This is a genomic window from Arthrobacter sp. LAR12-1-1.1, assembly GCF_040676555.1.
Lineage (GTDB): Bacteria > Actinomycetota > Actinomycetes > Actinomycetales > Micrococcaceae > Arthrobacter.
The window spans coordinates 1-16450 of record NZ_JBEGIG010000079.1 but is presented as its reverse complement, the minus strand read 5'-3'; the positions used below and the strand labels follow the sequence as shown (position 1 = coordinate 16450).

The following is a 16450-nucleotide window of genomic DNA, read 5'->3' as shown; positions in this document are numbered from 1 at the left end:
TATCGGCCGGTCGAGTTGGCATTCCCATCAGGCGCCTCAGTTCTCTAACGTTAAGGCAGGGGTAACTAGGAATCGATCCGCCCATGAACACGCCAGCCGCCTATGAACACGCCAGCCGCCGATGACCGTCGCTTTGCACGCCTTTGCGGGCGGGGCGGACTCGAACGCGTCCAGATTCACAACGGTCGTTCGCTGGCAGTGTCCGGGCACGTCCTCGACCCCGACCTCGGCGATCTTGAGCTGCGGCTCCGGTATGGTCTGGCCGGCAACCCGAGGGACCGGGAAGCCGGCTGCCGAAAGTGGATCAGCCTCAATGGCGCAGAAGCGGCGTTACTGCCTGACGATGCGTCAACCGTTCTAGGCTATTCGGAGTTTCCAGAGCTCAAGAGTGAGACGTCCAGAGAACTCGTCAACGAGGCGATTCAGGCCCTGTCCTAAATTTGGGATGCAGCGACGACACAGGTGCACCGCGACAAGAGCCAGCACATCCCAGTTGCCGAGTCGCTGACTTGGCTGAACGGGATTGCCCGCAAGGAGGACCCCGTCGGGGCATGGGAGAGTCTCATGAAGGACCTTCTGGTACGGGGCCTGGAGATGAACGGAATCCTTTCCGATGTCCGGTTCGAATCAGCTCAAGGGCTTGCTCTGCCGAATCATTTTCATAAAGTGAACGTATATCTTCGCTTCACTCCCGCCGGAAGCGAGGACCTGGTGGAAGCAGCGGTTATCTGGCGCGACGCTGGGGAGGGGACAGCAGTACTTGACGCCGAACTTTCCGATTTGCCGGGCACCGAAGGACGCGACGGACGCAGGAAGGCCGGCCAAGTCCGCGGTGGCCTCGCCAGATCCAGGGCGATTCAGCTCGCAATAGAATGGCTGGCTGCAATTGAGCACGCAGCCCATGAGTTCGTTTTCAGTGAGACTTTCCCGGTCGTGCAGCGCATAGGGGAAGCCTCACATGCCGGTCATTCGCCGGGCGGCCCCGAAGTGGTGTGGTGTCGCGCAGAGGGGGTCCGAAGTAGCGCACTGGCACACCTCAATCAGTGGGCACGGGAGGTCTACCGGTCTTGATGACAGTGGGCGGGCAGCCAGCCCGGCGGCTGCGGGCTCCCGCGGATGGGCTACGCAAGCTCCAACACCGAGGCCCTCACGATTGAAGCGTTGGGCTGGCACACACCACGCGAGCCAGTCGGCATCCAGGGGTTTCGCAGGTTCACCCACACGCCCGATACGCCGCGGTCCCGGAGGGATGAGCGGTCGGAAGTATGAAAATTGGAGCCGGGCTGCCCATCCGGCAACTTGAGGGATGCCCCCCTTGCGGGTGCTGAGACCGGCGGCGGACTGGGCTAGACAGCCGAGCCTGGAGGGCGACCGCCGCCGGCCCGATCATTGTCCCTCTGCGACCTTGGAAAAAACGGGAGCGAATCTTCGACTACGGTGCGACAACGCCGTTGCCGCAATCGTCTAAACGTTTTCCGGAAAGGGAGATTCTGCACGGTTGGCATTTAGTTGATTTTTCCTTCAAGGGTGATGGCGAAGGCATTCAAAGCCGGCTTCCATCGACTGTCCCGGTTCCAAGGTTCTGAGATTGCCTGGTCAGGGCTCCGGTGTGCCACAGTGAACCATGGCCACTGAGGAAGATGTCCGGCAGATCTGCCGTGGACTGCCGGGGGTTAACGAGCGGCCCAGCTGGGGCCAGCCTGCGTGGTTCGGGAAAACCCTGATGGCACGCATCTGGGAAGACGGCGTCCTCACCGTGAAAACCGAGGAACGGGTAGCACTCGCAGGGACCGGCCCCGGCACCTACTTCTGGACGCCCCACCACGAACGGTCCCCGAAACTGGTGCTGGTCCGCTTGGATAGGATCGATGTCGAGGAACTGGACGAGCTGCTGCAGGAGTCCTATCGCTTGGCTGGCGGCGGAGCTGGCAGGTAAGCGCCGGGTCTTCCTGTCAGGTTCTCCTGACAGTCAGCTTCAGGGACCTGACGCTGACGAACTTGGATCGTGCACCCCCCGCTGTCGTGGACTCCCCGCCTGATAAAGCAGTCGGCCATTTTAGTGCTGCGGACACGACGCCATTTAGCGCTGCGGTTTGATCTGCAGCTAACTGCACTCGATGCCGCCGGCGCTGCGAGGATCTTTGCCGACAATGGCGTCAGCGGTCCACGACGGAACGCCCTCAACTCCAAGGCCCTGGAACGGCTGGAGACCGGTGAAGTGCTCATGGTATGGAAGCTCGACCGTCTGGGACGGAACACCCGGCGCGTCATTGATGTCATCGAGAACATCCGGGAACAGGGAGCTGGTTTCCGTTCACTGACCGAAGGACTGGACACAACCGGGTCCATGGGCACCGCGATGCTGACGATCATGGCCGCGTTCGCGCAGCTGGAGCGCGATACGATGATCGAACGCACCAAAGCAGGTCTCGCCGTCGCCGCGGCCAACAACCGCCACGGCGGAAGGCCCCGCAAAGTGGACGACGCTGCCGCTGCCAGGGCCAAGGAGCTCAAAGGCAAAGCAGTCAGCGCCTCCGATATCGGCAAGATGCTCGGAGTCTCCCTCGCCACGGTCTACCGATACCTGATTTAGGCGACATATAGGCGACGCGCAGAGACATCTGGCAATCCGGCACCGACATGGCCAAATAGTGGAGCGAAGGGGAGGAGTGCCGCTCCGGTGGGGCAGGCTCAGAGCGGGAGCCAGCAACTACTGCTCAAACTCGCCGGCCCTGGTGACGCATGAGAAACCGGGTGCGCTCCTAGGGCTGGTAGTACTCCTCCGTCGGAGTATAGCCCGCACGGTCCACTTTCCGGTGGTAGTGAACTCCGGTGAGCCCGCCCAGCACGGCGCCTATCAGGGCTGTGGCGGCCACCGCGATGGCCGCAATGATGCCGCTTAGACTCAGCTGCCCCTCGACCAGTGGAAGGCGAAGGAAACTGTTGAGCGTGGTCAGGACATTGTATTGCCCAGTAATCGCCAGCAGTGCCATCGCTGCGGCTCCGATGACGCCCCACAGCCACACCATGAGCCCCTGGCCGACACCGTTGAAACGCGCCATCCGCCCTGCCACGTAGCCACCCGAAAAATAGGCGAGGAGCTGGAGCGACAGAAGCACGATCATACCGGTCATGCCGCCTGACGATTCCTGGCCAGCTCGGGGGAGCGGGTCCGTGCCGGGCAGAAAGCCGGCCCTGCCGGCCGCCGCAACCAGAGCACCCAGCAAAACAGCCATTGCGGTCGAGACCAGCCAGCCGAAGAAGGCCGAGCCGATCTTGATGCCGCCGAACCGCTCCTCTTCCCGGGCAACCACGGTTTCACGGATAGCGGCGGCGGCCTGGTCTCCTGGCAAAATACCGTCGACCGGGGCGCCTGTGTCATCGAAGTACCCGTCGTTCTCGCCATAGGGGAGAACACCGTCAGTCTCTTGGTCGAAGCGGTCGTCAGCACTGTGGTCAGAAGCGCGGTTTTCCGTTTGATTCAGGGGTTCCGGAGTGCCGTCCCAGTCTGCGTCGAGTCGTCGCGCATCGTCAGGACCGCTTGCGCTGCCCATCACGCATCCTGCCTTTCAATGATCAACCGGGGTTCGCTTCCGCGGTGCCCCGGGCCGGACATTACTAAAATTAGGCGTACTCAGCCCGGTTCACGAGGGGCTTTGGGCCCGACTTTGACCTAGTGTCCAGTGGCTGCGCCGAGCCGTGCGTGAAGGCCGCCGGATCGGGCGTTTAGGCCGAAAAACGCAAGACGATTGGGAAGCCTCAGAAGCATCCCGCCCGCTCGTAGAACGCCTCCCACGCCGACACATCGATCAGCTCCAGCCAAGTTGTGCAGGCGGCCTCGGACATTATGTGCAGACGACTCCGAGAACCCACAGAATTCTTTGTGACCGGAGGGCAGTCAAATGCGTCGCGGTGAGGGACGGCGCATAGGACACCAGCCTGTGGATCCCCTTCGATTCTCAAAACCCGAGTCGCGGATCTTGAGCGCCAGTACGATCTCGAGAACCGTTATCGTGGTGCCTTTCCCTAAGGGCGCGCGGGCGTTGAGTTCTCGATTGTGACCGTTCTCGAAATCCTTCGTTTATGAGAAGGGGCAACCACCGCCAGCCCTGTGACCGTTTAGCCGGGAACGGCGTTAGATGGCAGCCTGTGGCGGTCTGCGAGCCCGTTAGAGGAATGGGCGGCCGACCACTCCAAGAGTGGTCGACAGCCTCGGCCTTGTCCCGCGGTGCTTGGATGGTTATGGCGCTGAATTGACGACTGAGGTCTGGACTGAGGTCCAGGCGGTCGCGGTTCCGGCTGGGAAGGTCTTGCCGGGTGTCAGCGTGATCTCCCTTTCTCCGATCAGCAGCCCGGTGGCGGGATCAATGATGATGTCCATCCGGGTTTCTCTGTTCGGACTCTCGATCCCGATCCCTGTGCCTACCTTGCCGTCAAGGTTCGCTTGCCTGTCTACGACGGTGACTCCGGGAATGAGCGCGGCCGCTTTGTACAGTGCAGCGCGGAGGTCGGCCGGGACGACTCCGGTCCTCAGCGCGGCCGCGATGCTTTCCAGCGTTTCGGCCTCCGGCCTGCCTTGCTTGCCTCGCTGACGAATTGCGTTCCAGGAGGGCCTGGGGGTCGCGGGGCAGATTCTTCACGCCTTCATCCAGAGGCAAGCCGGCGAACAGCAGCCGCTGTTCTCCGTAGAAGTTTCCCCCCGGTGCTCGCAGCAGTTCTCCCGTGCTGCTGGGTTCGCCAGCCTGGGATTGTTGGTATTTGATGTCCTCTGCTTTAGCTTCCTCGCTAAAGAACGTCGTTGGGATGCGGGCTTCCCGGTTCCAGATCCATTCGCCTGCATGGTCGGCGGGGACGTAGAGATGGTCGAAGGACTTGTCCAGCCACTCCACCGAACGGCCGCCGCTCCAGGGTCCCCCCAATGCGACACCGGTGGTGTAGACGGCTGTGGTATCGATTTTCAGGTTGGCCGGGTCCAACCACCGGATCGGAGGCTGCTTGACGGCAGTGGGGGAATCTACTTGGACTACTGGCCCGCCGGCAGTTAGTCGCTCAATCTTGTTGCATTGGCAGTGGCGGCCGGAGATGGCAAATCCGTGCGTTAGGTTATCTCCGCGCATGGTGGTGCCGGCTGAGCGGTTACTACTTGGGTATTCGGATCGTACTCTAAGGCCGGCCTTCCGGCCACGATCACTGTAGCGCGCTCCCATGGCCGGTCTCCAAGTAGGAAGGGAATTTCTTGCTCTTCCCAATCCCTGTGCAGGTCTTCTTCTTCGTGGCCATCTCGTGCCAGGAGGCGACGTCGGGCTTCAAAGTTGTCGCACTGCACCCAGATCGAAGCGTCGACTAAGTCGGAGAGAGCTTGGCGTGATGATCCGCTCCCTTCCACCCACACCACGGAACGCCCGGCGGGTAGAGCTATGGCACCTGGACGTTCTCGGGCCACCCAACCCGGCGGACGGTAATGGACTGCCTCGCCTTGGAGCAGGGGTTCGAGGACACCGTCACGGAGTTCATCGGCCCAGTCAAAAAACGAGAGATGCCACGCTACATCGTCCGTGTGAACGACATCTGAGTCCGCCACTCGAGCTAGTAGACGATCGACCAGGGTGGTCTTGCCTGCCCCGCTCCTTCCATCTACCGCTACAATCCATGGGCGGTTCGGACGCTGTCCTGCTGTCGGCAGTAACCGCCGCACCAAGCCTTCCAGTGACTCGGCTTGCCAGGGTCCCGCATCCGGTTCGCCGACTTCCGGTTTCATATCCATGGTTACCTCGACTTCGATTATCGGTCCCGCCCAGAGCTGCCCGGTATGGAGTCTCGAGAGTTGCCGTGTTTAGCGCAAGCTCTTTTCATGGCTGAGGATAGCTGGTGTACTTCGATCTGCGCCGGCCTGCCGTATTGCGGGTGTCCGGCTGATTCAGTGCGATAAAGGTCTAGGTCATTTCCCTGTTGCGGGGAGAGCGCGGTGCCTCCTTGCACATCCACCCGAGGCCAACTTACTAAATATCGCGGCGGATCGTTCCGGCGTTGAATGCGTGATTCTCTCGACTATTGAACATCATGATCAAACGCCGATAACGGATGTTCTGTCTCCAGCGGCGGAGGGCGCCTGGTGCTGCGGTTGACCGGAAATCCATTCCGTAAGCACCTGATGTACGAATCAGACGAGCCTCACCTCTGCGACGTCGATGCGGCTGATGGCTGCGTGCCTTGAACTGGCAAATTTGGGGGTGTGTACAAAGTACACATTTTGGGCTGCGGATCGGGTCGTACTGGGGCCGGATCGGGCCGGATTCCGCATGTTTCCGCGGGAGGCCAGTGTTTGCGGGGGAGTGAATGCAGTTCGAGTCCCACCTCGGGCACGGCATTCCCCTGTTCAGAGGCTTGTGGGCCACTGAGTGTGTACAAATCTCCTTTATGGGCCCCTGCGGGGGCCCATTTTTGTTGGTGGCGGCTGGTCTGGCGGCTCCTTCTCTTGGCTTGGACAGCGGCATTGCTGTGTACTCCTTCATGGCCGGGAGTGCTTGGAACTGCATGACTTGCTGCGACTTGGGATCAAATCTTCATGGTCGTCCCTGTCGGCACCCGGAATTCCTGGGACACCGTCGTCATGTCCTCGATGATGTTCTCGAACAGCAAGTAGGGACTGGGCAAACCGACCGGGTCTGGTGACGACCAGAGTATCGACGGCCCGGACGGCCGCCAGGACCAACACGTTCAAGGCCCTCGCAGCCCCATGGAATTCGTCGCCCGAATCGTCGCCATCTCCGCGGCGCCCAGAAGACCCGGCGGCATCGAAGACGGCGAGGCGCACGCATTTCAAGACTCGTGCCGACGTTCGCGGTCGACGGCGCCGTTCTGAGCGCGGGTTGTGAGAATCGGGCTAGGCCTGTGTCCGGTGAGGCGGTACTGCGGATTATCGATTCGAAGTCAATCCCAGATTCCTTCGTTTTCGAGAAGAGGTGCTTCTGCACGTCCTGCCTCGAGAACTCACACGCGCCAAGATATCTTGCCTCGCAGTTCCGGCTCAGAAAGTCCCACTAGGTGGCCCGCCGAGACTATTCATGTGAGACGTGTTTTCAAGACATGCATGAGCCCGCTTCCCCTCTATTCGGCGCCCTTAGGCGGCAGCTGAGTGGGTGTCTTGGAAAGCTGTGGGTAGGTGCGACACTTCCGGACGGGGATGCCGCCGTCGATGGTTCGTCCACGGTCCGCCGGCCGGTATTCACCTCCGGACGTACCAACGCTGTACCTCAGCTCGTCGCCGGACGGTATTGCCGCTGCGATGATCGCCCACTTCGACGATCGCACTCCCAATCTTGAGCGGTTGCAGGTCAATGTGGAGACCGACCGAATCGTTGATCTTAGTGACCTCGAGGCATTGAAATCGGTTGGGAGGCTTGACGGAGTATGCGGCCTGCCGGAACTTCGCGAGTGTCCAGTGGAAGTTACTCGCACCCCCTGTTGCCTCATTGCAATACCTCCGGGAAGAGTGATTCGTTGCCTCATTTGAAAACCTCCGGGAAGGTCAGGCGTTCCAGGCCCGGTTGACGGGTTTGGGAGGCGCGGTTTTCTTGGCCAGGGCGAGGGTTTCCAGTTCCCCGGTCAGGGCCAGGATCTGGCGTGAGAGTGCGCCGGGTTTGATCCGTTTGAAGGCGGCATTCATGGTGATGACCGGGCGTTTGGGCATGGTCTCGTGCCGGACCGCGCGCTGGTACGGGGTGGCCGGTGCGTCGTGTTTTCTGGTGACTTTGGCCCCGTGGCGGTGCTTCCCGATGAGTTTCTGCTGGGGCAGCAGGTAGTTGGTGAAGGTCCGGTCCAGGTCCCAGATTTCATTGAGCTTGTCCAGTTCGGCGGCGGTGTCGAAGCGGAGGTAGCCGACGAGTTCGCGGACCCTGGCCCAGTTCTTCTGCTCCACGTGGGCGCCGTCTTGTTGCCGGGCCGGGACCGGGTGAACGTGATCCGGCGGGCGTGGCAGTAGGCGAGCAGGTGTTCGTTGATGAACTCCGATCCGTTGTCCGAATCGATGCCGATGATGGGGAAGGGGAACACGGCGGTGACATGCTCGAGGGCTTCGAAGACCCATTTGGCCGCTTTGTTCCGCACGGACCGGTTCACCGTCCAGCCGGTGGCGATGTCGGTCACCGTGAGGGTGAAGCAGAACTCGCCGAAGCTGTTGCCGCCCTCGTGGCCGACCAGGTCGATCTCAACAAAGCCCGGGACCGCGTCGTCCCACTCGGCCCAGGTGCGGATCGGGATCTGGGACTTCAGCAAGGTCCCCGGCTTGGTGTGGGCCCGTCCGCGCGGGACCAGTTTCGCCCGCTCGCCCGCGAGTTTGCGGTCGATCGTCGCGGCGCTCATGCGCATCAGCAGGCCGGCCTGCTCGTCGGTGAGCTCAAGCTCTTTATCGCGGCGCAACAACGGCACCAGGACCGGCAGCATCGGTGCCAGCAGCCGGCCGGCCGGGGCCCGCAGCACCGCCCAGCACCTGATCAGGGCCGGCAGCAGATCAGGGCCGTAGACCGGCGCCCTGCCCGGCCGGGGCCGAACGGCCTTCAGGACCAAGGCATCCCGCAGGGCCGCCCGGGCGTAGTCCCGGTGCCAGCCGGTCAGCTCAACCAGCTCATCGAGGATCCGGGACTTCGCCTTCCTCGATGCGTCCCGATACGCGAGGGCCTTCTTCTTCGTCACAGCCTGCCGCTGGGCCATCGTGAGCTCCATGAAAACGGGCATATCCGGCAACCGCCGCCAACACCGTCAACCACGCCGCCAGGCGGAGGTTTTCAAATGAGGCAACGTATCCGGCTACGCGGAGGTTTTCTACGAGTCAACGCGCACCCTAGGCATTGGGGTCCCTCGGGTATAGCCTTCGTCCATGCGTCTGATCCGGGGTGCGGCCCTCATAGCCTTGGTAATTCTGCTAACAACGACTTCCTGCGCCGATCCTGTACCGAGCAGCAGCGCTGACGGCGGTCCAACGCCCACCAATGAGCCGATGGTAGTTCTGGTCATTGGCGATTCCATTCCTTTCAACTCTCCCGACGACTGCCCCGGCTGCACCGGTTTCGCCGACTCGTTCGCCAAGGCGCTTGCGACGGAGGGCAAGGGCGAAGTAACAGTGCGGAACAGGTCGCGTCACGACGGAGCCAAGACACAGGACATCGCAAAGCAGCTGGGCGTGGACAAGAATCTCATAGCCGAGTTGGGCACAGCCGATGTCGTGCTCCTGTCCTTCGGGTTCAACGACCAGCCGCCATACGCTTCAGGGGGTTCGCCGTGTCAGAGCGTCAAGGAAAGCGACGACGACGCCGCTTTCGTCAGCGGACTGGCCGGCACCACTGCGGAGTGCATGGACAGCAAAACCCAAGATTTGCGTGCACTTTCAACGACCATCCTTTCCCGCGTCCGTGAACTTTCACCCAATAGTTCCGTGGGGGTGCTCAACTCCTACAACTCATGGATCGGATGGGAAGCCGCCAGCAAATATCCTGATAAAGTCACAGCGGTTGCAGAGAAGTCAGCGTACGCGCTGGATGCTTGGAACACTGCACTTTGTAATGAGGCCGCGGCCATCAAGGCGGCCTGCCTTGATATATACCATGCATTTAACGGGGTCGATGGGCGCTCCCCGGCCGGTGTCCTTCTTGCAGCTGACTACACGCATCCTTCCCAGGCTGGCAATGACGCCATCACAAAGGTCCTTCTCGCAAGCGAAACGCTCAAAACCGGCCGCTGACCCCCAGCGTTATCCTCGGTCCGCGCAAGGGTAAACCTTCGAACTGACTTGAAGGTCAAGTCGCCTAGCAGAAGCTCCGATCAGCACATGGATCCGGCGCGTTCCAAGCGGGCTGCCCGATTGGGCTCCGTTCGGACGATCAAGGGGCAGGAACCTGACATAGACGACCACGCCGATCAGTTTAACGAGTGTCTGGGTGACGACCATCAAAGCTGCCAGCGCTAGCGGCCCGGCAGCGCCAAGGCCAGCGGGAGCACGACCAGGGTATTGCGGGTCGCGCCGCTGAAAACAACGGCGCGGGTGGCAGGTCAGGGATTAGTACGACCGCCACACCATGGGCGTGATCCTTATCGGCATGCCTGGCACCGAAAAACGCCTCGCTCGAAAACTGCATGGCACACCAGAGGGAGAACGCCCTCGTATTTGATGCTCGGGTGCGCATCGGGGAGTGTGGCTAGTGCCCGGCAAGGGGTGTTTGGTGCTGGGGCGCGGCCCGACCCGGCCCGGATGGCGGGCTGGTCCCGATTCTAGACGGCCCCAAACGTGCGTTCAATCCTTTCGCGGGCTGGTGTCGGTTCGCGGCAACCCGTCCCGGTAGTGCCACCGGCCCCACATCAGGACCACGCCCCCAACCTGCGGGCCTGAGCAAGTGCGGCAATGCTGGCCACGTTGGAAAGAATCGTGTTCACGCTGGCATCACGCCAGCTTTGACCGTGCGTGCGGGACCCGGTGCGTTTCGTGCATCTGTTCATGTGGTCCCATGCCACGGATCGCTAGCGGGCAGCCAGCCGTGCCGTCTTTGACAGCTAAGTTGCGAGTCGCTTCGGTCAGAACCGCGCTCCGAATTGAATGGCGCTACGGGATTTTGCTGGCGCCTGGCCGGTGGCGGTACATACGCTGAATTTCACGGGGACACTCAACAGCCAAACTATCAATTCGACGTACAACCTGACAGTCACGCCGTATGAGCGCGACTCCGCATTGGTCGGCTGCCAGGGCGTCTTAGCGGCCAACTGCCGGAACCTGGGGGCGTCCCCGCAGCTTCGCTGCCGGTGGTTGTGAATAGCCCAATGGAATCACTGGGAGCTACAAGCACTAAGACTTCGCAGTGGGCGTTCTGGTCCCGTAGGGGCATCACGGAGCCCACCGCGTATCCCTCGCGTCGAGGTCGGGTATCATTCTGTCGCGAATTCTGTTCATGGCTTCGCAGACGTTTTGGCTGGACGTGTGTCCTAATGCTCGATGGGCAGTAAGGCGCTCAATGAGTGCCAGAAGCATCGACGCCGTGTCCGAGTGAAGTGCTGCTCAAAAGCTGCGGCACTCGGCAGCATGGGCCTTCGAACCGCCGGTCCGCGAGTAGCGCACGTTGCTGCGCTACGGCACCGCGCTCTCCCCCCAAAGGGGAAATGACCTTAGACCTTCGCACTGAATCAGCCGGACACCCGCAACACGGCAGGCCGGCGTAGATTAGTACACCAGCCGTCCTCGGCCACGAAAAGAGCTTGCGCTAAACAGGGCGACTCTCGAGACTCCATACCAGGCAGCTTTGGGTGGGACCGATAGTCGAAGTCGAGGTAACCATGGATATGAAACCGGAAGTCGGCGAACCCGCTGGGGGACCCTGGCAAGCCGAGTCACTGGAAGGCCTGGTGCGGCGGTTACTGCCGGCAGCAGGACAACGTCCGGACCGCCCCTGGATTGTAGCGGTAGATGGAAGGAGCGGGGCAGGCAAGACCACCCTGGTCGATCGACTGTTAGCTCGGGTGCCGGACTCAGATGTCGTTCACACGGACGATGTGGCGTGGCATCTCTCGTTTTTTGACTGGGCCGATGAACTCCGTGACGGTGTCCTCGAACCCCTGCTCCAAGGCGAGGCCGTCCATTATCGTCCGCCGGGTTGGGTGGCCCGAGAACGTTCAGGTGCCATAGCTCTACCCGCCGGGCGTTCCGTGGTGTGGGTGGAAGGGAGCGGATCATCACGCCAAGCTCTCTCCGACCTAGTCGACGCTTCGATCTGGGTGCAGTGCGACAACTTTGAAGCCCGACGTCGCCTCCTGGCACGAGATGGCCAGGAAGAAGAAGACCTGCACAGGGAGTGGGAAGAACAAGAAATTCCCTTTCTACTTGAAGACCGGCCGTGGGAGCGGGCTACAGTGATCGTGGCCGGAAGGCCGGCCCTGGAGTACGATCCGAATACCCAGGTAGTAACCGCTCAGCCGGCACCACCATGCGAGGAGATCACCTAACCCACGGATTTGCCATCTCCGCCCGCCACTGTGGGTGGCGGGGTCAGGCGCCTTGGCTGTAGGTCCTCCGTATGCTGGGATGTGGGTCATTCGAGCCTCCTTTCTGACCTGTCCCAGTGGGCATGGTTGGTCTTGCACCTCTTCATGCCGTGGAGTTGTGGTGTTGGCATGACTCGCGGGGGTTTGTTGAAGATTTTTCCCCGGATTCCTTGTGTACTGCATTGTCCGGCCATACGTGATGTGTAGATAGTCCACACCGTTAAACGGGCCCCGAACTGTCCTCGGTTGGGCCATCACAGCGGAAGATTCGCTGCGCAACAGGACGGCGGTCCGGCGTTGCCGCCCGCTATTGCTTCGCTGCGGCGTTGGGCGTAGCTTGCGGACACGCACGTTTCCAGCTGCGCTGCTTCACCAGTCTCCCGTCCCAAAGTCTGCATCACTGATTCATCGTCCGGAAGGCGCGTGGTTATGAAAAATCCGTTCAACTTCATGACTTCTGTAGGGTTCGGATTAGCAGCACTTCTGACCACAGCGGGATGCAGCTCAACGACGGCCAGCCCGCCGCCGGCGGCAGAACAGACCAAGACCCTGCGGATAGCCACCGATGATGAGCCCGGCCGCCCGGCCGCCGCCCAGATTGAGGAATTCGCCCGCATTGTGAAGGAACACTCCGGGGGCAAGGTCCTGATCGAACCGGTGTGGAAAGCCGTGGGTGAGGACAAGGACGACCCGGATCAAGCAGTGGCACGCGCAGTGGTGACCGGAGATTTCGATATGGGGCTGGTCCCTGCCCGGGCCTGGGACACCGAAGGGGTGAGTTCCTTTGCGGCACTTCATGCGCCGTTCCTCGTGACATCCAATGCACTGATGGCGAAGGTGTCGGACCCGGCAGTCGCGGGCGAAATGCTTGCAGGGCTGGACAAGGTCGGTGTGTCCGGTCTTGCCCTGTTCCCAGAAGGCCCGCGGATGCTCTTCTCCTTCTTCGAACCAGTGCTGACGCCGGCTGATCTTGCCGGGAAGACCGTACGGGCTCCCCGGTCCGACACGACCTACGATCTGCTGAGGACGATTGGTGCCACTCCGGACGATCTTGTGGGCGAACAGTTCTATGACGGGATGGCCGCGGGAACGGTGGTGGCGGCGGAATCGTCGTTCGCGTTGGCCGGGTCGCTCCCGAAGGCCACGACCGCGACCGGGAACATGATCCTCTACTCCAAGTTAAACTCCCTTGTCATCAACACGAAGTCGTTTCAAGCCTTGAGCGAGGGTCAGCGGCGGGCTCTGAAAGACGCGGCGGCAGCCACCCGCACGTGGGCCGTGGAAACAATGACCGCGACGGCGGACGATGCGGTGAAATTCTGCAAGGAAGGCGGAACCGTGGTCGTAGCGACGGTGGCCGAGGTTGCCGCCTTTAAAGCTGCCGGTGCCCCTGTCTACACGAAACTCGAGGCGGACCCGGATACTAAAGCCCGCATAGCCAAGATAAAGGATCTGGCCGCGGCCGAACCTGCGCCCCGATCCATTGCCCCGTGCAGCGCCGGCGGCTAGCGGGCGGCCACTTGGTCCGGAGTCGAAGGGTCTGGGTTCTTGGACGTCGAGAGATAGGTTTCCGGTCACCTACCGAACCCTGGCTGGACACAACAAGATCGCACCGGAAGCGAAATTTCGACATGTTCGCGTCTCGTGCAGCGTACGAACGACCGCGGCTGCAAGAAGGCATGAAGGCCGGGCAAGCGACCGCGAGAGCCAGGGGCAGACTCGGCGGCCGCCCGCCGGCCATGACCCCATGAAAGCTCGAGACGGCCCGAGGTCCCCGGAGACGCGCAAGGCTGAGATCCGGGTCGGGCAAACTCTCGAGGTTCAGGAGTCCCCATCCTCTTCCGCAGCGCCGTCCCTTCGGTTCCATGCGCCGAAAAGAGTTGGCCGGCCCCAAAGACGGTCGATTCAACCTGGGCGATGGGCAGAGGGAGGGTGCTTTCGGTCTCAGTCCGGCCCTCGCCGCTGTGATGTTCGCGCTGGTCTGGCCTTGTGGAATCTCCTCAGAGTCGATCGCGGACCTCGCTGCGGTGCACCTCAGCAATGTCTTACGTGCGGCCGGCTGATACCGGCGGGTCACTGGGGACGAAGGCGGGAATCGTCAGCCTCCCATTCATCTCGGGTGATCGCGTACTCGACGTAGCCGTGCACTTCGCCGGGAACGGACCCCGGCCAGTCGCCGACGAAGGCCCGCACGAGGCGCATCCCGGATTTCTCCATCACCCTTCGGGAGGCCGTGTTGGCTGCCATGGCCGAGGCTACAACCCGTTGCACCCCGAACTCGGTGAAGCCTTTAGCGATCAGTGCCCGCGATCCCTCTGTCGCGTGGCCCTTTCCCCAGGCCGCGCGGCGCAGCCGGTAGCCCAGTTCCGGCTGATCTTGTGGATCGTCGGGGCCTGGCCGGAAGTGGAACCAGCCAAGGAATTCCCCGGTCGTCTTCTCGAGCGCGGCCCAGAACCCGTAGCCGGGAAAGCGCCGGTAGTAGTCGAGGAAGGCCGGGAGGAAGTCGCCTTCTATTTCGCCCCGGGAGGTGGGGATACCGCCGGTGATGTACCGCATCACGCCCGGATCGCTGTCCAGTTCCACGAGTAGCTCCGCATCGTCGGCGGTGAACTGCCGGAGCAGAAGGCGTTCAGTCTCCAGGAAGGTGAGCATGCAGACATTCTCGCACCGGGGGAAGATCCGTCACATCGATCTGGGCGGTTGAATTGCCGTCGCTGGACGAGCGTCTGGCCTTTGGGATTGGACTCTGAGACATATGGTTACAGCGCAAGCGGCACAGCACCGAGGGGGTACCGTTCGCCTACACCCAAGCGTGGTTCGGCGGGCAGGTGCAGAAGATCGTCTCAACTGCCGCTGCCCTGGCCACGTCTAAGTTCAACCGGCTCCGGCCCGAGGTCGAGACCCTGGCCCTGTTCGTTGGCCGCACCCACCACCTTGACGAGTCGACGTCGTGCTGGCATACGTGCGGTGGTGGCATCCCGACGCGATGAGGAACAGCGTCGGGATGCTCGTGACCCACCGTTGTAGCCACCGGACCCTGGCCGGCGTGCCGGTGAGCGAGCGCAAAGCCATGCTCGCCGACGAAAGCATCCGCTGGTAGGAGCTGAATCAGGCTGAAGAGCAGGGGACGTTCATTCGCCGCGAGCTGACCGAGCAGCCGGTGACCCACCTCCACAAGAAGAGGCAGGTTCTCAAGGCGCTTGATGTGACGCGCCGCGAGTGAACAGCGGTTGTGGCTCCCAACTTCGACACCGAGGAGTTCCTGGACTGAAGCGGCCGGCGCTTCCCTGCAATACCAAGCTTCAGGCGCCGTTCCCGGGAGTGTAGTAATTGTGCACGTCGTGGAAGGTCAGCTTGGGAGGCCCCGCGAAACCGGCCTGCCGGCTGAGGGGCATGATCTTTTCCTGGGCGAAGGCATCGAATTGCTCGCGGCTCTCCCAGACGTCGGTCACTTGCAGACCCTTGTCCGTCATCGTGGCCCAATGGGAAATGGATCCGACAGGGCCCGGTCCGCCTGGAGTGAGCCCCATCAGCCTGTTGATCTCGTCGTACTGCTCGAGAGTCGTTCCGTCGAACTCCAAGATGACTGCAACCGCCATGACATGCTCCCTGCGGGCGCGCAGGCTCGCAAAGGCCGGCCTGCGAATGGATGGATACGCCCCTGTTTACGCCAGGTACGTCAACAGGTCGAACTTACGCAGCGTTGCGGACAAGCGGTGCTCCTTGTCGTGCCGTCTGTTTAACGGTGCGTTACATTCAAGGGTTGCTTGGCTCCCGTATGAATATGCTGTCTCCGCTGATGGGCCGGTCGCAGCTGTGAACCTGGAAGATGCCTACGGGGTTGCTGATTGCGCACGTCGCGCACTGGCGTCTGCCGCAGGGTGATCAAGCCGGTGACGGGCACTGGTATTTTGTCCTCACAAAGAAGGGCCTCACCTCTGCTACGTGAGTGGGACTATCGGCTGCGATGCCTTGGGCTGACCAATTGGGGGTGTGTACATTGTCCACACTTCGGGCTTCGGACCGGTCCGTATACAGGTCGGATCGGGCCGAATTCCGCATGTTTCCGCGGGAGCCCAGTGTTTGCAAGGGAGGGAATGCAGTTCGAGTCCCACCTCGGGCACAGTAGACCCCCTCGTCAGAGGGGGTTTTTGCTTTAACGTGTGCACATTGACCCTGGTTGGGTTCCTCCGACGCTTGTTCCTCGGCTTGTCCTGGCTGCCGCGGTGGCCAATTCGGTTGTGTGGGTGGCGGGTTCAGTGGGCCGCTTGGGAGATTTCGGACAGCGGATTAGTGGTTTTCTCTACGCTGCCGCGGGCGGCTGCTGGTAACTGTAGTGGACCTCGTTGGGGTAGCGGTAATCCAGGGCGGAGTGCCGGCGCCGGCTGTTGTAGAAGCCCTCGATGTAGCGGATGACATCCCGCCTGGC

At 61.9% G+C, this 16450-nt stretch carries 14 protein-coding genes and 2 pseudogenes; 8 read left to right on the top strand and 8 right to left on the bottom strand.

Features of this window, described 5'->3' with window-relative positions; genetic code table 11:
- Positions 1 to 102 precede the first annotated feature (102 nt).
- From MRBLAR12_RS23160 to MRBLAR12_RS23145, 4 genes are all read left to right on the top strand, one after another.
- Positions 103 to 438 (top strand): hypothetical protein, encoded by a 336-nt coding sequence (locus tag MRBLAR12_RS23160; RefSeq protein WP_364748801.1) that lies wholly within the window; start codon positions 103 to 105, stop codon positions 436 to 438.
- Positions 439 to 564: 126 nt separating this feature from the next.
- The gene (locus MRBLAR12_RS23155) at positions 565 to 1071 is read left to right on the top strand and encodes a hypothetical protein (RefSeq protein ID WP_364748798.1); all 507 of its coding nucleotides are present in this window, start codon (positions 565 to 567) and stop codon (positions 1069 to 1071) included.
- A 553-nt stretch (positions 1072 to 1624) separates the two neighbouring features.
- Entirely contained in the window at positions 1625 to 1936 is a 312-nt protein-coding gene (locus MRBLAR12_RS23150) for an MmcQ/YjbR family DNA-binding protein (RefSeq protein WP_364748795.1), read from the top strand.
- Positions 1937 to 2059: 123 nt separating this feature from the next.
- Positions 2060 to 2593, top strand: a complete 534-nt coding sequence (locus MRBLAR12_RS23145; protein ID WP_364748792.1) for a recombinase family protein — start codon at positions 2060 to 2062, stop codon at positions 2591 to 2593.
- 169 nt (positions 2594 to 2762) lie between these two features.
- On the opposite strand, the gene MRBLAR12_RS23140 is transcribed toward MRBLAR12_RS23145, so the two are convergent.
- The 4 genes from MRBLAR12_RS23140 to MRBLAR12_RS23125 all read right to left on the bottom strand — a co-directional run bounded on the left by MRBLAR12_RS23140 (position 2763) and on the right by MRBLAR12_RS23125 (position 8709).
- Positions 2763 to 3554, bottom strand: a complete 792-nt coding sequence (locus MRBLAR12_RS23140) for a hypothetical protein (RefSeq protein ID WP_364748789.1) — start codon at positions 3552 to 3554, stop codon at positions 2763 to 2765.
- Between the two features lie 686 nt (positions 3555 to 4240).
- Positions 4241 to 4381: a hypothetical protein gene (locus tag MRBLAR12_RS23135; RefSeq protein WP_364748786.1), complete on the bottom strand. Its 141-nt coding sequence runs from the start codon at positions 4379 to 4381 to the stop codon at positions 4241 to 4243.
- Between the two features lie 3147 nt (positions 4382 to 7528).
- Positions 7529 to 7690, bottom strand: coding sequence for a hypothetical protein (locus MRBLAR12_RS23130; RefSeq protein WP_364748783.1), 162 nt, complete (start codon positions 7688 to 7690; stop codon positions 7529 to 7531).
- On the bottom strand, positions 7663 to 8709 hold the full coding sequence (locus MRBLAR12_RS23125; protein ID WP_364748781.1) for a transposase family protein: 1047 nt from the start codon (positions 8707 to 8709) through the stop codon (positions 7663 to 7665). Before MRBLAR12_RS23125 ends, MRBLAR12_RS23130 begins: the two co-directional genes overlap by 28 nt.
- A 166-nt stretch (positions 8710 to 8875) precedes the next feature.
- Between MRBLAR12_RS23125 and MRBLAR12_RS23120 the strand changes: the two genes are divergently transcribed.
- On the top strand, positions 8876 to 9736 hold the full coding sequence (locus tag MRBLAR12_RS23120) for an SGNH/GDSL hydrolase family protein (protein WP_364748778.1): 861 nt from the start codon (positions 8876 to 8878) through the stop codon (positions 9734 to 9736).
- 144 nt (positions 9737 to 9880) lie between these two features.
- On the opposite strand, the pseudogene MRBLAR12_RS23805 reads toward MRBLAR12_RS23120, so the two are convergent.
- Positions 9881 to 10041 (bottom strand): annotated as a pseudogene (locus MRBLAR12_RS23805) (arsenic resistance protein); the annotation flags it as partial.
- 2409 nt (positions 10042 to 12450) lie between these two features.
- Here MRBLAR12_RS23805 and MRBLAR12_RS23110 point away from each other — a divergent pair.
- Positions 12451 to 13530 carry a TRAP transporter substrate-binding protein gene (locus MRBLAR12_RS23110; protein ID WP_364748775.1) on the top strand — a complete coding sequence of 360 codons (1080 nt, stop codon included), beginning with the start codon at positions 12451 to 12453 and terminating at the stop codon, positions 13528 to 13530.
- Entirely contained in the window at positions 13512 to 13772 is a 261-nt protein-coding gene (locus MRBLAR12_RS23105; protein ID WP_364748772.1) for a recombinase family protein, read from the top strand. The genes MRBLAR12_RS23110 and MRBLAR12_RS23105 overlap by 19 nt, the downstream gene beginning before the upstream one ends.
- 322 nt (positions 13773 to 14094) lie before the next feature.
- On the opposite strand, the gene MRBLAR12_RS23100 is transcribed toward MRBLAR12_RS23105, so the two are convergent.
- Positions 14095 to 14673, bottom strand: a complete 579-nt coding sequence (locus tag MRBLAR12_RS23100; RefSeq protein ID WP_364748770.1) for a GNAT family N-acetyltransferase — start codon at positions 14671 to 14673, stop codon at positions 14095 to 14097.
- 176 nt (positions 14674 to 14849) lie between these two features.
- Between MRBLAR12_RS23100 and MRBLAR12_RS23095 the strand changes: the two genes are divergently transcribed.
- Positions 14850 to 15011: a hypothetical protein gene (locus tag MRBLAR12_RS23095; RefSeq protein WP_364748768.1), complete on the top strand. Its 162-nt coding sequence runs from the start codon at positions 14850 to 14852 to the stop codon at positions 15009 to 15011.
- A 312-nt stretch (positions 15012 to 15323) separates the two neighbouring features.
- Here the strand turns inward: MRBLAR12_RS23095 and MRBLAR12_RS23090 are convergent, their stop codons facing one another.
- Complete coding sequence (locus tag MRBLAR12_RS23090) at positions 15324 to 15620, bottom strand: hypothetical protein (protein WP_364748766.1); 297 nt, start codon at positions 15618 to 15620, stop codon at positions 15324 to 15326.
- A 704-nt stretch (positions 15621 to 16324) separates the two neighbouring features.
- Positions 16325 to 16450, bottom strand: a pseudogene (locus MRBLAR12_RS23085) (IS3 family transposase); the annotation flags it as partial.

Coding starts and splice junctions, on each gene's coding strand:
- MRBLAR12_RS23125 (WP_364748781.1), bottom strand. CDS start 8,709: ATGGCCCAGCGGCAGGCTGTGACGAAGAAGAAGGCCCTCGCGTATCGG.
- MRBLAR12_RS23130 (WP_364748783.1), bottom strand. CDS start 7,690: ATGCCCAAACGCCCGGTCATCACCATGAATGCCGCCTTCAAACGGATC.
- MRBLAR12_RS23160 (WP_364748801.1), top strand. CDS start 103: ATGAACACGCCAGCCGCCGATGACCGTCGCTTTGCACGCCTTTGCGGG.
- MRBLAR12_RS23150 (WP_364748795.1), top strand. CDS start 1,625: ATGGCCACTGAGGAAGATGTCCGGCAGATCTGCCGTGGACTGCCGGGG.
- MRBLAR12_RS23135 (WP_364748786.1), bottom strand. CDS start 4,381: ATGGACATCATCATTGATCCCGCCACCGGGCTGCTGATCGGAGAAAGG.
- MRBLAR12_RS23090 (WP_364748766.1), bottom strand. CDS start 15,620: ATGGCGGTTGCAGTCATCTTGGAGTTCGACGGAACGACTCTCGAGCAG.
- MRBLAR12_RS23120 (WP_364748778.1), top strand. CDS start 8,876: ATGCGTCTGATCCGGGGTGCGGCCCTCATAGCCTTGGTAATTCTGCTA.
- MRBLAR12_RS23155 (WP_364748798.1), top strand. CDS start 565: ATGAAGGACCTTCTGGTACGGGGCCTGGAGATGAACGGAATCCTTTCC.
- MRBLAR12_RS23110 (WP_364748775.1), top strand. CDS start 12,451: ATGAAAAATCCGTTCAACTTCATGACTTCTGTAGGGTTCGGATTAGCA.
- MRBLAR12_RS23100 (WP_364748770.1), bottom strand. CDS start 14,673: ATGCTCACCTTCCTGGAGACTGAACGCCTTCTGCTCCGGCAGTTCACC.
- MRBLAR12_RS23140 (WP_364748789.1), bottom strand. CDS start 3,554: ATGGGCAGCGCAAGCGGTCCTGACGATGCGCGACGACTCGACGCAGAC.